Origin of the sequence: Kibdelosporangium philippinense (genome assembly GCF_021390435.2) — a bacterium.
GTDB classification, from domain to species: domain Bacteria; phylum Actinomycetota; class Actinomycetes; order Mycobacteriales; family Pseudonocardiaceae; genus Kibdelosporangium; species Kibdelosporangium philippinense.
This window is the reverse complement of the sequence record NZ_JAJVCN010000001.1, coordinates 1,985,550-2,000,076: the sequence shown is the minus strand read 5'-3', so window position 1 is coordinate 2,000,076 and position 14,527 is coordinate 1,985,550. Positions and strand designations below refer to the sequence as shown.

Below are 14,527 nucleotides of genomic sequence, written 5' to 3'. Positions count from 1 at the left end.
CTCCACTTCAGACGGCACTACTGAATCGCTCGGCCAGCGCCCGAGCCTCGACGGTTACCGGATTGTCCTCGCCGAGGTGGCGAACACAGTCGTCAACCAACTGAGCCGCGAGCGCCGCCGCACGCCCTGGATCTCCCATGACGCCTACCGCCTCAGCATGCGACAGTCGCTTGTCCAAGGTGCGCCTGTGGTCGGCACCGTAGACGTTCTGGGCCTCTACGACGGTGGTCGCGAGCACCTCGACCGCAGCCGCATCGCCGCACGCGAGTAGCGCTCCGCCCAGATTCCACCGACAGTCGACGATCAACGCTCGGTCCACCGGCGTCGAACGCTCAGCGTCCGCCATCAGATCGGTGAAGTGCTGAACCGATGCCAGCGGCCCTTCGATCCCATGCACCCATACCGCTATCTCGAATCGCGCACTCAACACCTGCCGATGGCTTCGGCCATAGCGTGCCACAGCCGCCGCGGCCGTTTCGGTGGCGAGCGCAAGCGCTTCACGCTCCGCGCCCGTCGCTCCGAGTTGACGCGCGTGCACAAGCCGGGCATGCAGAGTCTGCGGGTGATCGCTGCCGAGCAAGGCGGTCGTGTCCCGCACGATCTGATCGGTGATGCGCAGCGCACGTTCGGGATCCCCACGACCCGCGACTTTCTCACCGATCATCCACGCCAGATCGGACATCATGTCCAACAGTTCGGCAGCGGAGACCGCACCGCTCTCCCGAGCAGCCGCGATGATCGTTTCGAGCTGAGTGGAGGCGGTGTCCTCGTATCCCCCATCGCCAAGGCACGCTGCGAGATCGGCCGCGATCCTGAACTCGTTCGACGAGGTCGCCTTCGTCAAAGCCTGCTGCACGTAGTCGAAACGACCTTCGAACGCCGCCGCTCGGCCCACGTCGAACAGCTCAGCGGCAGCGGCGACGTCGACCACGGCTTGCCATGTGGCGTCGAGCACTCGGGCGGGCGCAGACGCCTTCGCTGCGGCATCGACCAGGTAGTCGAAGGCGAGGTACTCGTCACCCGGATGTGGTTCAAGAAGGCTGCTCGTCGCGTGCAACGGTTGTGTCGCCCAGTCCAGTGCCTCGTCCCAGTCCTCCGGACGCAGCGCGACGCCACCCCGGTCAGTCAGGTATGCCTCGTGGAGATCCCGTAACAGCGACAACGGCACGGGGCGGTGGTATTTGATCCGCCGGATGTCGACTGCCGCGGTGACCAACGCGGCACCCCGTGCCCGGCCCGTCCGCACCGACCACGCGTTCGTCAGCTCACGCAACAGCTCCGGACCGGCCGCCAGGTGCTCGGCGAGGCCGTATCGGTCGGCGCTGGCCAGCGCACGCCGCACGCGCACATCGCCGTGAAAAGCTTGCGCGGACGCCAGTTCCCGATCAGACCACCGGCGTTCAAGGTGGATCTCGCTAGTCACGGCGTTGAGCACAGCCCGCGCGGTACCAGCCCACTGACGCTCACCGTGCTCACGCCCGGAGTCGTTGCGCTCGCTGAACCACTCACGTTCATGGGCCCGCAACGTCGCCAAGACGATCGTCCGCCCCCGCTTGCCATCCAGCACATCATCGATTTCAGCCCGGTGAAGACCGTCCGCGCCAAGGTACCGTTCAAGATCGTCCAGCCAGAGCACGCTAGGCCGGTTCTGCTTCACGGCAGCGACAGCAGCGCCGAACGCCGCTGGGTTGTCCGGTACGACGCACACGTGCCGAGGCAGGCACACTCGCATGGTCTCGTAGGCAAGGCGGGTCTTGCCAGCCGTCGAATCGCCGACCACCAGAACGAATCCGCCGGCTTGCAAGGCCGCGGCGAGTTCGGGCGAACGATCACGTTCGATGAACGGTGGCACCCGATCGCTTGTGCCGTCGGTGCGCTCGACCGTGGCTGCGGGGTGCACACCCAGCCGAATCGGGTCGGTGATCCGGTCGACCCGGGACAGATAGAACGGCGACCGCTTTTTCGCGGCCGGCGAAGCCAACTGGGCACGGCCGCGTTCCGACAAGACGGCCGCGCAAGCCCCACCGACAGCGACAACGATCGCCGCGACCAGGCCTGTGTACTGCTTGCTCACTGCGGACATCACGCCCGTCACCGCCGCCGCGACAACCAGGAACCACCAACCGCGCAGGCGATGCCACCACGTTCGCAACCGGCGCATCGTGCCCCCTTGCAACTCGCAGCGTGGTGCAACACATCCATTCTGCCCGTTGGGACCTGCGCGGACGATGTTCACGGTCTATCTTGGACGTTCTCACCTGAGGTAAGGACCGGCCATGACCGACGACGCGAAGCCAACAGTCCTGCTCATTCATGGTGCCTGGCACGGATCGTGGTGCTGGGACACAGTGGTCTCGTTGCTGAACGACCGTCAAGTGGTCACGGTCGACCTGAAGTCAGTCGACGACGCATCGGTTGGGCTCGCTGCGGACGCCCAGGTTGTCCGGGACGCTGCGGCCGCCATCGACGGTCCGGTTGTCGCGGTGGCGCATTCGTTCGGTGGCATCGTCGCTACGGAGGGTTTGGCGGGGCTGTCCAACGTCAAGCACATCCTGTATGTCGCTGCCTTCGTGCTCGATGTTGGGGAGTCGCTGCTCCAGGCGGCTGGTGGGGTGCCGCTGGAGTGGTGGCTGGTTCGCGACGACGGTCTGGTCGATCCCGACACCCCGGCCGAGATCTTCTTCAACGATCTGCCCGCGGCCCAGGCTCAGGAGGCCATTGCCCAGCTCAGGCCACAGTCTTACGCGGCGTTCAAGGACCCGTTGTCCGTGGCAGCCTGGCGTGACACCCCGTCGACCTACCTCGTCGCCACGGCCGACAACGCGATCCCGGCCGTCGTGCAGCGGCAGATGGCGCAGCGGTGCGGGACCGTGCACGAGGTGGACTCGTCGCATTCGCCATTCCTGTCTCAGCCGCAGGTCGTCGCCGATTTGATCAGGACGGCAGGACTCGACGCAGCGCGTTGAGGGCGCTGGGCCAGCCACTGGGTGACGGCGTGCCGAATCCGACCACGAGGGCGTGCCGGTCCCGAGGGACGGCCGGGTGCCGGAATTCGTCGAGTCCGTGCACGGCCAGGCGACGCGCGGCGGCGCTTTTCACGGTCGCTTCCTCGGTGTCCCAAGGCAGCTCGACGAGCGCGTGCAGGCCTGCGGCGATGCCGGGCAGACGGACGCTCTCGTTACGGCTGGCAAGCATGGTGACGAGCTCGTCGCGACGTTGCCGGTACCGCGCCCGCATCACCCGCACGTGCCGGTCGTAGGCCCCTGAGTCGAGCAGTTCGGCCATGGCAAGCTGCTCGACGGTCCCGGTCACGCTCAAGCCGCCGATCACGCGGTTGATGTCGCCGATCAATCCCTCGGGCACGACCATCCAGCCGAGGCGCAGGCCGGGCGCGATGGCCTTGCTCGCTGTGCCGAGGTAGACGACGTGCTCCGGATCGAGCCCTTGCAGGGCGCCGACGGGCTTACGGTCGTAACGGAATTCGCCGTCGTAGTCGTCCTCGATGACCAGGCCGCCGGTCGACCGCGCCCAATCGACCACTGTGGACCGACGCTGCGGATCCAACGCGGCGCCGGTCGGGAACTGGTGCGCCGGGGTCAGCAGCACCGCACCGTGACCCGCCAACCGATCGGTACGGGCGCCGTGCTGATCCATCGGCAACGGCGGCGTGCGCAATCCAACGCGGGCAAACAGTTCCCGATGCAGCGGCAGGCCATAGGCCTCAACAGCAACAGTGTCCACTCGCCGGGTCCGCAATGCCGCGGCGAGCAACGCAAGGCCGTGGGATGCGCCGGAGGAGATCACGATCCGCTCTGGCGCGGAGTACACGCCCCGGGCGCGGGCAAGGTAGTCCGACAAGGCGCGTCGCAGCTCGATCCGCCCGGTCAGTGCTTGCTCCGAGAACGCGACGCTCGAAGCCTGCTCGACCGCGCGCCGGGTTGCCTTGATCCACTCGGCGCGAGGGAACGACGACACGTCCGGCCAACCCGGGCGTAGGTCGTATAGCGGACGGTCCTCGTATGCGGGTTTCGAGACGGGCGGCTGCGGCTCGACGACCGGCTGGCACGCGTCCGCGACCTGCGTACCCGCACCCTGTCTGGCCGTCAGCCAGCCTTCTTCGATCAACTCGGCGTAGGCCGCGACCACGGTATTGCGGGCGACGCCGAGGTCAACGGCGAGATTGCGGCTGGACGGCAGCCTGGTGCCCGGCGTGAGCCGACCGGTCCGCACCGCGTCCCGCAGCGCGTCGGTCAGCCCAGCCAGCACACCCGGCCCTCGCACGTCCAGGTGCAGGTCGACACCAGTCACCGAGGTACCTCACCTTTTCTCCGACGGTGGTATCGACCAGCTATGACAGGCTAGGACGCTCGTTCGTGACAGGCCGCAGCAGCAAACGTGACTCCGCCACCTTCTCCACCGCGGCCCGCGAATACGACAGCGGAAACGCTTCTCCCTGCAACCACGCGTCGAGGTGATCGTCGTAATGCTTGTTGTCCGGGCGACCGGACTGACCAGGGGCGTTGACCACCATCGACTCGTTCCACGCGCCGACGTCGATGACGATCCGGAACGACGCGCCTTGCACCTGGCGGAACGACTCGTCGAAGGGCGAGTAGCTCACGGTGTCGCCGCTGCCGCCACGAGGAATGGGCGGCAACCCAGCGAGCTCCGGCAACGGGTGCGCGAAGGTCAACGTGTGCAGATCACCCCACCGCCATGCCTCCGGCCGCCTGCCGTGGGCCGCGACCAGTTCGGCCACCGCGTTCGCGAACGTCGTACGTTCGGGTCGACGTGAGCGCGAGTCCAAATGTTTGCGGTACCACGTGTGGAACACGACAGCCGCGGACGAATCCGCAGACTCGACGAAATCCCATGCCCGCAACAATTCCAGCGCCTTACGCTCAGCCGGATCGGTTGGCTTGCCCACTGCGGCCAGCAGCGTCGGCACAACCGTGCGTGCCAGCGGGTTGAGCTCGTCGACCTGCAAGGCCAGGCTGTCCGCGACAGTCCAGCCCGATCCGCCGCTGAGCACCTCACGGATCCGGTTGGTGTTCTGCTCGTTCGCGACCACGATCAGGTCGTCGCTTCCAGTCGGCATCGCGTGTACATGGTCGCGGAACTCAAGCGGGTCCTTCGCCCGCATCAGCTGCACGGCACGAAGATCCAACCCGGCGAACGCTACGGAACCGTTGTGTCCCACGGAAATTCCCGGCAAGCTCGGTTCACCGGCACCGATCACGTTCAACCCAGGAGCGGCCAGGTGAGTGACGAACCGCGGTGACGGCAAGGTCATGTCGAGGTGCGGCTCGTGCGCCAGGATAGGCCGTCCGCTGCGCGTGCGCCTCGGGCCGATCACCCAGTTATTGCTGTCATAGCCGGGCGTCTGGATGCGGACGATGTCCTCGGCCCGCCAGCGCTCCGGCCGGTACCCCAGTTCCCGAAACTCGTAGGGCAGTTGGTCCAGATCAATGAACGCGTTCACACCAAGCACGAAGGCCTCGGTACACCGCCGCACATCCGGGCCGCAGGAAGCCTCACCCGTCAGGCCTAATCCCTTACGTCGCCATCGGTCCATTTGGAACAGACGTTCGCGTGCGGCGATGAAACCCTGCGCCACGAACAGATCGTGCTCGTTGGCCGCGTAGATGTGCGGGATACCCCAGCGGTCGGTGAGTACTTCGACGTTCGCGCCGATCTCGGCGAGTTCCTGGACGGTCATGCCCCTACTACAGCGGGCAGTTGCCCCATTCGGGCCGGTGGACCACGAAACCCGGTCCGAAATGGACCATTAGGGAAACCGTACGAATCGGATGGTCGCATTGCGTCTGTCGCACGGACAGTCTTGCTACGTCAAGAGCAGTAGTCCCACCGGAGCAGCCCTGCTAGGTTCGCTGGAATGCGCTTAGCCTCCAAGCAAAACCGGAAAAGGGTCCCAGTCATCGGGATAATCGCGGCATTACTGATGCTCGGCCTGACAGCACCGGCCGCACAGGCGACATCCGAGCGAAACTGTGAATGCGCGACGCCGTCGATCGACCGGCTGCAGCAGTGGATCGCCAGCGGCGAGGGCACGACCGTGCCCGCGACCGGCAGCCTGCTCGTCCGCGAGGGCAAGCGGTACGCGGCCAAGGTGGAGTTCCTCAACGTCGAGTGGCACGTGGTCGTGGTCTGGCTGGCCAACCAGTTCGAGGCGCAGGCCGATCTCGGCAAGTCGCGCGGCTTCTGGATGACCTACAGCGCGACCGACGATCTCTACGTCCAACTGCGGCCCGCGTCGCACTGGAGTGGCGGCGACAAGTGGCTCACGCTGGTGCCGTCGACCGGCGGCAAGCTCGTCCGGAAGTTCTTCAGCTTCTCCCCCAAGGCGTGGACGACCCTGCCTGAACTGGGCACTCCGTCGTACTCCTTCGCTTCCGCGCTGCGTGAGGCGCGCGGCTTTGTTTTCGTCGGCAAGACGCCGAACAAGCTCGACTTCCGCGGACTGAGCATTGACGGCTACCAGCCTCCCTGTCTCTAGTAGGAAATCGCGCCACGGGGTGATCCGTGCGTGCGCCCACATTGCGTGAGCGCGAGCACCCCGTGGCCTTCCATCTCGCCTTCCCAGTCCGTCGACGCCGGGTTGACCGACAGCTGTTCGGCGACGTGGGTGCCCCAGCACCCGTCCATGTCGTCCTTGAAGTCGTGCGGCAGACACAGAGTCCTTCCTCTGCCTCAAGTGGCTCGCCGATCTGCTTTTCCGGTAAGAAGGCGTCGTAGTACCGGATCACTTCGCCGTCCTCGGCGATACACCACGCGGTCCAGCCGTCGCCGCAGCTCATGCCGTAGTAGTGGGCCTCGCCGAACACCTTGCTCAACACAGCACACAGCTCCGGCACGGGTCGCGGGCTGTGCTTGAACGGCTCACCGAACACGAGCGTCCAGCCGTCGAAGACAGCCGTGCAGTACGCCCGGGCGCACTGCACGTGCTCATCTTCTTTCGCCCACTGATGATGGTCGCTGTTCCACGCGTCAGCGCCCAATTCCTTGGTCACCGGAACGGGATCCGACAGCCCGAACACGCCAAGCACGGCGGCTTGGTCCTCGGTGCGCAGCGCGAACCAGCCGCCGCACAGGTGCATCGGCTCGAACGTCCACCAGTCGTCCTGGACCTGAAGCCGGAGGAACCGCTCGATCACCACACGGTCCTTGGCCGAGATGACATCGGGTCCACCGACCTCCAGCAGCCCAACCAATGCACCCCGCCGGATGTCGCCTTTGGCTGTACGACGCGTCTCCTGCAGCAACGGCAGGACATCCGGTCCCATACTCGCGAACACCCACGCTGTCTGCCGTCGCACGTAGTAGTCCTCGTCAGCCAAGGCGGGCAACAACTCCCGCGCGTGGGCCAAGGCAGTTTGTCCATGCAACATCGAGACAGCATGCGTGCGCACTGTCGTATGTGGATGCTGAATCGCGTTCAAATACCGCTCGGCGCTGACGTCCAATCCTGTGAACGCACGGCACGCACGTCGTACGACATCACCGTCCTGTGCCGACGCGATCAGTTCGGCCAACGGGTCGAAAGCGGCATTTCCTATCTTTCTCAACGCTGGCACGCAGTCCAGTTGGGAGGCGGGGTCGGCCAGTTCGGCCAGCAACACGCCGAGAACCTCGGTTCCGCGCTCGGCAAGGAACTTCTCCGCCTCCAGCCGCGTGTCCTCATCGGCGAGACGGTCGATCAGCGTCCGGATCTCCACGGCCGCAGAGCCTAGTGGTCACGATCGCAACCACTGGTGTGCCTGTTGCGCGCGCCCGGAACGAAGTTGCGATAAGTTCGAGTGATGACTGTGCGTCTTGCCGAACCTTCGGATGCCGCCGCCGTGCGGGATCTGCTCGGACAACTGGGCTATCCGGACGACAACGACGTGGACAGTGTCCGGCAACGCTTGGAAAACTGGGCCGCGGAACCGGCGGCGACCGCATTGGTCGCGGAGCGCGACGGTCAAGTTGTCGGTGTTGTCGCGGTCGCCGCGATGCCCTGTTTCGAGCGCCCGGGCAAGACGGGTCGAGTCGTCGCGATCGTGACCTCGGATGTCGTCCGCGGGCAAGGAGTCGGCAAGGAACTGATGGCGCACGCCGAGCGAATCGCCAAGGAGTACGGCTGTAGCAAGATGGAGGTGACGAGCTCCAACTGGCGGACGGACGCGCACGCCTTCTACCGCGGCCTTGGCTATGACAACTGGTCTGACCGGGCTGGCCGGTTTATGAAGGAGTTCGCGAGTACTGGCTCTTGACCACGTTCATCGCGTGCCACACCTCGACATAGCTGGTGGTCAGCGGACTCAGGCCGATCCGGATCCCATCGGGGTTACGGAAGTCAATGATAACGCCATTGTCGATGAGTTCGCGGGAAATGCGCTCCGCATCGGGATGCCGGAGCAGGACGTGCCCGCCCCGCTGCTCGTCGGACCGCGGTGACGCGACCACGAACCCCAGCGGGGCAAGCCATACGTCCGCCAACTCGATCACCCAGCGCCCCAACCCTTGCGCTTTTGCCCGCACACGGCCGATCCTGGCCTCGGCCAGCAGCGCAATGCCCATTTCGACACCGGCCATCGCGGCGATCGACGGTGTGCCAGACAAAGCACGGCGGATTCCCAGCGCCGGCTTGAACTCGTCGGCCATGGCGAAGATGTCGTCCGCCCCCATCCACCCGGTGATCGGCTGACGGAAGTCGTTGTGGTGCCGGGAGTTCACGTAGAGAAAAGCGGGCGCGCCAGGCCCCGCGTTGAGAAACTTGTACGTGCAGCCGACCGCGAAGTCGACATCGTTGGCATCCAACTGGACCGGCAACACGCCCGCGCTGTGGCACAGGTCCCACACCACAAGCGCGCCGCGATCATGCGTGATTCGAGTGATCGCAGCCATATCCGCGATCGCGGCCGACCGATAGTCCACATGGGACAGCGTGACCACCGCGGTGTTGTCGCCGACGGCCTCCGCGATCTCGTCAATGGAGTCGATTCGGTTGACCGTCAGGCCGAACTGGTCCGCTATACCGTCCACAATGAACCGGTCGGTCGGGAAGTTCGAGGTGTCCGTGATGATCTCGGTGCGGCCTGGCCGCAGCGCCAGTGCCGCCCGGATCGCCTTGTACAGGCATACCGTCGTCGAGTCGGCGACAATCACCTGACCGGGCGTCGCACCGACGGCGACCCTGCCGATTTCGTCGCCGATTCGCTCCGGCAGGGTCAGCCAGCCCTCTTCCCATGACCTGATCAGGCGCGTGCCCCATTCGTGCCGCACGAGGTGCTGCAGCCGCTCGGCCGTGGCCAGCAGCGGGCGACCGAGGGAGTTCCCGTCGAGGTAGGCCACCACGCCGGGGTCCATGATCGGGACGAACCGGTCACGGTACACGGCGAGTTCATCGTCGGTGTCGAGTTGCTCTGCCCGCTCAAGCGTTGCTGCCACAGCACCCTTCTACCAAATCAGGAAGGCCGGTTGGTGTCCGGTATCTCGATGTCGATCTGCTTCCCGCCGGACAGATAGAACAGGATGTACTTGCGGACGGCCTCGTCGATCGTCCATGCGATCTTGGGCACCAACGGTAACAGCGTCAGGTTCTCCCGCAACGCCACCCAAGCGGGAAAACCGGTGCGGACCAGCGGGCCCCAGACCGGCTCACGAGGAATCGCGGCCAGATCGGCGACGTGATCGCCGACCAGGTAGCGGGCGAGCGCGTTCAGCAGCGGCCGGGTGCTTCCGCTTGGCGTGATTCCCTTGGCGGAGATGGTCAGGATCTGATCGGCCAGGTCGACGCCTTCGCGCGTCCGCGCCAACGCCGGATCAAGCACTTGCTTGGACTGCGCGTTGACCGCTTCCCAGGTCGCGGGAATGAAGTGGTCCTGTATGCCGAGCATGTGCGCGGTCACTCGCCAGACGTGCAGGAAGGCCGCGGATTCCGCGGGGGTGATCCGCACTCGCCATTCGGTCAGCTTGCGCATCACGAAGGTCGGCAAGGTGTGCCACGTGACCAGCATGTCGTTCTGGCTGATCGGGATTCCCTGTTTCCAGTACGGCGATTGCGGCAGCAGGTGCCGGACCGCCGCGTGCACCAGCCTGGTCTTGACCGCGGTCACCAGCAGGTGACCGTCGGGCCGGAAGGCGTTGGGCTCTTGGATGTCGTAGCCGAGTTTGCCCGTCTTCGCGGCACGGTCCTTCAGGTCCGCGCCGCCCTTCGAGTAGTAGACGGCCCTGGCCTCGTTGGGGATCGCGCAGCTCAGCATCCCGCCGCCCAGTCCGTACAACAGGATCAGATAGGTTCCTTTGTTCTCAACGAAACCGGCGGCACGGTCCAACGTGGACTGCTCGGCCCATGTTGGCAGGTTTCTCGCCTGTTCCACGAACGCGCGCAGATCCGCAGGCAGCCCGGCAGGCAACGGCTGGTCGTTGCGGGTCCATGTCCGCAACAGGCGATTGACCTCGGGCACCTGGCCGCGATCGAGGATCCCGGCGGCGACCGGATCGGCATCGGGATCCCACACCCAGCGCGGATCGGACCCATCCGCCTCGGAAACGCCTGCCCCATGGCCAGATTCGCCCGCCCCCAGGCCAGACCCACTCGCCTCGGCCGGACCGGCCATCCCCAACCCGCCGAGCACTCCGCCACTCACGATCAACATCTTGCGTCGGCTGAAACCCTCCACGACTCCTCCTTGAGTCCCGTGGACCGTGGCTGATACCGTGATACAAAACGTGTAACCGCGTATCATCAGGAGATGATAGAACGAGGCCGGGCACCAGCCCCGCGACAGATCAGGAAAGGCGATGACAGCGGACTCGGATTCGTTGCTAGAGCGCGCGTTGGCCGAAGCCATCGAACGCGCGGACGACAGCGACGAGATCACCACACGCGTGCTCGACGGCGCCCACGACCAGTTCTGCCGCGTGGGTATCCGCCGGTCAACCATGGAAGACGTGGCCCGTCGAGCCGGAGTTTCCCGCATCACCGTCTACCGCCGCTTCGCCACGAAGGACGCCCTCGTCGAGCAGGTGGTGCGACGAGAGTTCCGGCGATACTTCGACCAGTTCCTTGTCGAGATCGAACAAGCCAGAACCCTCGCCGACCGCGTCGTTCTCGGCTTCGTGAGCTCACTGCAAGCCATCCGGCGCAATCCGCTGATCGGTGGCCTGCTCGCCGTCGAGCCGGACGTGCTCGTGCCGTCCATGGTCAGCGACGACGGACGAACGCTGTCCACCGTTCAGCGGTTCGTCGCAGGTCAGCTGCGCCGGGAGCAGGCCGCTGGCAACCTGGCCGCTGATGTGGACGTCGAGCTCGCGGCCGAGATGATGGCCAGGGTCTCCGCGTCGTTCTTGCTCGTGCCCAGCCATGTCGTCGACCTTGACGACGAGGACCAGTTACGTGCGGTGGCCAGGCGTTTCCTGGTCCCGATGCTGGAACCTCGTTAGCGCCTGCTGGCGGTAGTCGCGCGCGGTCAGGCCCTTCGCGGCCCGGAACGCGCGGCTGAACTCCGCTGCCCGCGGGAAACCCCACTGTGCGGCGATCACCGAGATCGGCACGCCACGCGATGCTGGATTCGCCAGGTCCCGGCTGATCCGCTCCAGCCGTTGACGCCGGATGAACTTGGCGACGGACATGCCATCCGCCTTGAAAAGCCGGTGAAGGTAGCTGGTCGAGATGTGATGCGCGGCCGCGATGTCACCGGGCCTGAGGGTGTCGTCACCCAGGCGCTGCTGAATGAATGCCTTGATACGGAACAACAGCCCGTCCGGCGCGGGCGCCACTGGACTGTCCATGACGTGCGCGAACAGGGCAACGACCAGGTCCGACACGACCGCGCCCAGCCTTGGCCCGTCCGCGATACGGAACCCGTCGACGTCCGCCATCAGCCTGTCGAGCGTGCCCGCCAGCAGGCCACCGATTCCCGCGTCGGCGCGCAGACGCCCGTCCATGAGCTCATGTGGCTTGTACACCGGCCTGGGCAGCAGGCTCTTGGGCAGATGCAGGGCCAGGCCCCGATAACGCGACTCGGCACCGCTCTGCACCAGGCAGGGCTGGGCGCTGTCGTGGAACGTGAACCGGTCCCGACGATGCACGATCGACCACCCGGCCTGCTCGATGGTCATCGTTCCGTGCAGCGGAAGCCCGAGGTAGACGATGTCCGGATCGGACTGGCGGACCATCCGCGGGGTCCGCTCGACTGTCATCGGCATGTGCTGCGAGGCAGCCACCACGACGTCACCGAGCTGGAGAACCTCTTGGTGGGCAGGGAAATCACTCGGCGCCGTGACACGCATCCCGATCGGCGCGTGCATCCGCGAAAGGTGATCGACCCAGGCGTCCCTGCGCTCGCTCGGGTCGAAACTGCCGCTCTGGAACGTCGTGTGGTGGATCGGCTCGCCTGGTGACACACAGCAAGCATGCCCTAGGCGATCAGCGTCGAAGAAATTGTCGGTGGGCACCGGTAGCTTGTCCGTCGTGAACACTGGGGAACGGATTCAGGAACTCGCCGACCGCGTGATGGTGCTGCGTGACGCCTACTACCGGGGCTCGCCGCTGGTGGCGGACGCCGAGTACGACGCGGTCGAGGACGAGCTGCGGACGCTGATCGAAGCCAACCCGGAGTTGGCGCCTGATCCGAATCCGCTCGACCAGGTCGGCGCGCCCGCGGTCCTGCACGCGCCGATCCGCCACTCGAGACCGATGCTCTCGCTGGAGAAGGCGACCAAGCCCGAGCAGGTCGCGGCGTTCTTCGAGCGCTTCCCCGGCCAGCCGGTGGTGGTCATGCCGAAGCTCGACGGCCTGTCCCTGGCGCTTGTCTACGAAGACGGCCGATTGGCCAGGGCGGTCACCCGTGGCGACGGCACAACGGGCGACGACGTAACGGTCCTGGTCAAGGCGCTGACCGATGGCGTGCCCGAGCGGATCCCGGCCGAAGGCCAGGTCGAGGTGCGGGGCGAGGCGGTGATGCTGCGGACCACGTTCGCCGCGTACAACACCGCACACCCCGACAAACCCCTGATCAACCCGCGTAACGCCGCCGCTGGCACCCTCCGGGCGAAGGATCCGGCGACAGTCGCTGAGCGACGCCTGCAGTTCTTCGCCTTCGATCTCTACACGACCGCCGAGGCCAGCGCCGACCTCGCCGAGGGGCTGAGCACGCTCGGGTTCACCGCCGCCGACATGCGGCATTGCGACGACGCGGCCGCCGCGCAAGCGGTGATCGAACAGATCGAGCAGCAGCGAAACGACCTGGACTACGACCTCGACGGCGCGGTACTTCGCCTGGCCAACCGTGACGCCTACAAGGCCGCAGGCACCCGGTCGAGTTCGCCCCGCGGGGCGCTGGCCTACAAGTTCGCCGCCGAGGAGAAGACCACGATCCTGGCCGACGTGGTCTGGGACGTGGGCAAGACAGGCAAGATCGCCCCGGTCGCCCATTTGGAGCCGGTGTTCGTCGGCGGGACAACGGTCACCCGCGCGACCCTGGCCAATCAGGAAGTCATCCGCGCCCGCGACATCAAGATCGGCGACACAGTTCTGGTACGCCGGGCAGGCGACGTGATCCCGTTCGTCGCAGGCGTGCTCGACGCGTCGAAACGGACGGGCGCCGAGCGCGAAATCGTGCCACCCAGCACGTGCCCGTCCTGCGAGCAGCCGCTGACCGAGCAGGGCAACAGCCGCGAACTGTTCTGCACCAACGTCGCCTGCCCCGCACAGACCGTGCGGCGGCTGGTGCACTGGGCCTCGCGTGCGGCGGCCGACATCGAAGCGATCGGTCCGATGTGGATCGAACGACTCGCCGAAGCGGGCCTGCTCGAGCACCCATCGGACTTCTACCAGCTGACAAAGGAAACGCTGCTGGAGTTCGACCGGATCGGTGAAGTCTCGGCCGCCCGCATGATCGAATCGATCGACGCCAGCCGCCAAGTGGGCCTGCGCCGGGCGTTGATCGGATTCGCGATCCCGATGGCCTCCGAGGGCACAGCCACCCGAATGTGCCGCGCCGGGTTCACCTCACTGGAAGAAGTCGCCGACGCGGGCGAAGAGAAACTCGTTGCGGTAGAAGACATCGGCCCCAAAGTCGCGGCCTCGCTGTCGGCACACCTGGCCCGGTTGCGCCCGGAGCTCGAACGGCTGCGGGAACGTGGCGTCTCCCTGGATGTGCGCGAGGAAGACCTCCCACCAGTCGTAGCATCCAACGCACCGCTGGCAGGAAAGACAGTGGTGATCACCGGCGCGATCAGCGACCCACGCTCCGGCGAGAAGATCGCCCGCCCCACCTTCCAACGACTGTGCGAAAAAGCAGGCGCGACAGCCGCCTCCTCCGTCTCAGCGAACACAGACATGCTGATCACCGGCGCCGGGGTCGGCGCAAGCAAACTCACCAAGGCAGAGAAACTCGGCGTCGAGGTCGTCGACCAAGGCGTGATCTGGGACCAGTTGATCGAGGCAGGCATGGTCTAAAAGACCCTCGTGAGTGGTTAGCCGTGCTCTAACACGGCCAACCACTCACGACCTTTGACC

At 66.0% G+C, this 14,527-nt stretch carries 11 protein-coding genes; 5 read left to right on the top strand and 6 right to left on the bottom strand.

Annotated elements, in window-relative coordinates; genetic code table 11:
* Positions 1–7: 7 nt before the first annotated feature.
* A complete protein-coding gene (locus LWC34_RS09310) occupies positions 8–2,161 on the bottom strand; it encodes a tetratricopeptide repeat-containing protein (protein WP_233724590.1) in 2,154 nt (717 codons plus the stop codon).
* A 115-nt stretch (positions 2,162–2,276) separates the two neighbouring features.
* Between LWC34_RS09310 and LWC34_RS09305 the strand changes: the two genes are divergently transcribed.
* Positions 2,277–2,966 (top strand): alpha/beta fold hydrolase, encoded by a 690-nt coding sequence (locus tag LWC34_RS09305; protein ID WP_233724589.1) that lies wholly within the window; start codon positions 2,277–2,279, stop codon positions 2,964–2,966.
* Here LWC34_RS09305 and pdxR read toward each other — a convergent pair.
* Together pdxR and LWC34_RS09295 are read right to left on the bottom strand one after the other, a co-directional pair.
* Positions 2,935–4,308 (bottom strand): MocR-like pyridoxine biosynthesis transcription factor PdxR, encoded by a 1,374-nt coding sequence (gene pdxR / locus LWC34_RS09300; RefSeq protein ID WP_233724588.1) that lies wholly within the window; start codon positions 4,306–4,308, stop codon positions 2,935–2,937. The two genes, LWC34_RS09305 and pdxR, sit on opposite strands and share 32 nt — an antisense overlap.
* A gap of 40 nt (positions 4,309–4,348) precedes the next feature.
* Positions 4,349–5,719, bottom strand: coding sequence for a penicillin acylase family protein (locus LWC34_RS09295; RefSeq protein ID WP_233724587.1), 1,371 nt, complete (start codon positions 5,717–5,719; stop codon positions 4,349–4,351).
* Positions 5,720–5,962: 243 nt separating this feature from the next.
* On the opposite strand from LWC34_RS09295, the gene LWC34_RS09290 reads away from it, so the two are divergent.
* Positions 5,963–6,517 carry a hypothetical protein gene (locus tag LWC34_RS09290; protein ID WP_372496526.1) on the top strand — a complete coding sequence of 185 codons (555 nt, stop codon included), beginning with the start codon at positions 5,963–5,965 and terminating at the stop codon, positions 6,515–6,517.
* 1,303 nt (positions 6,518–7,820) lie between these two features.
* Positions 7,821–8,273: a GNAT family N-acetyltransferase gene (locus LWC34_RS09280; RefSeq protein ID WP_233724585.1), complete on the top strand. Its 453-nt coding sequence runs from the start codon at positions 7,821–7,823 to the stop codon at positions 8,271–8,273.
* On the opposite strand, the gene kynU is transcribed toward LWC34_RS09280, so the two are convergent.
* On the bottom strand, positions 8,242–9,450 hold the full coding sequence (kynU, locus tag LWC34_RS09275) for a kynureninase (protein WP_233724584.1): 1,209 nt from the start codon (positions 9,448–9,450) through the stop codon (positions 8,242–8,244). The two genes, LWC34_RS09280 and kynU, sit on opposite strands and share 32 nt — an antisense overlap.
* A gap of 17 nt (positions 9,451–9,467) precedes the next feature.
* Positions 9,468–10,685: an oxygenase MpaB family protein gene (locus LWC34_RS09270; RefSeq protein ID WP_233724583.1), complete on the bottom strand. Its 1,218-nt coding sequence runs from the start codon at positions 10,683–10,685 to the stop codon at positions 9,468–9,470.
* 121 nt (positions 10,686–10,806) lie between these two features.
* Here LWC34_RS09270 and LWC34_RS09265 point away from each other — a divergent pair, with 121 nt between their 5' ends.
* On the top strand, positions 10,807–11,448 hold the full coding sequence (locus LWC34_RS09265) for a TetR/AcrR family transcriptional regulator (RefSeq protein ID WP_233724582.1): 642 nt from the start codon (positions 10,807–10,809) through the stop codon (positions 11,446–11,448).
* On the opposite strand, the gene LWC34_RS57955 is transcribed toward LWC34_RS09265, so the two are convergent.
* Entirely contained in the window at positions 11,398–12,411 is a 1,014-nt protein-coding gene (locus tag LWC34_RS57955; protein WP_233724581.1) for an AraC-like ligand-binding domain-containing protein, read from the bottom strand. The genes LWC34_RS09265 and LWC34_RS57955 overlap by 51 nt on opposite strands.
* A 67-nt stretch (positions 12,412–12,478) precedes the next feature.
* Here LWC34_RS57955 and ligA point away from each other — a divergent pair, with 67 nt between their 5' ends.
* Complete coding sequence (gene ligA, locus LWC34_RS09255; RefSeq protein ID WP_233724580.1) at positions 12,479–14,467, top strand: NAD-dependent DNA ligase LigA; 1,989 nt, start codon at positions 12,479–12,481, stop codon at positions 14,465–14,467.
* Positions 14,468–14,527: the final 60 nt, after the last annotated feature.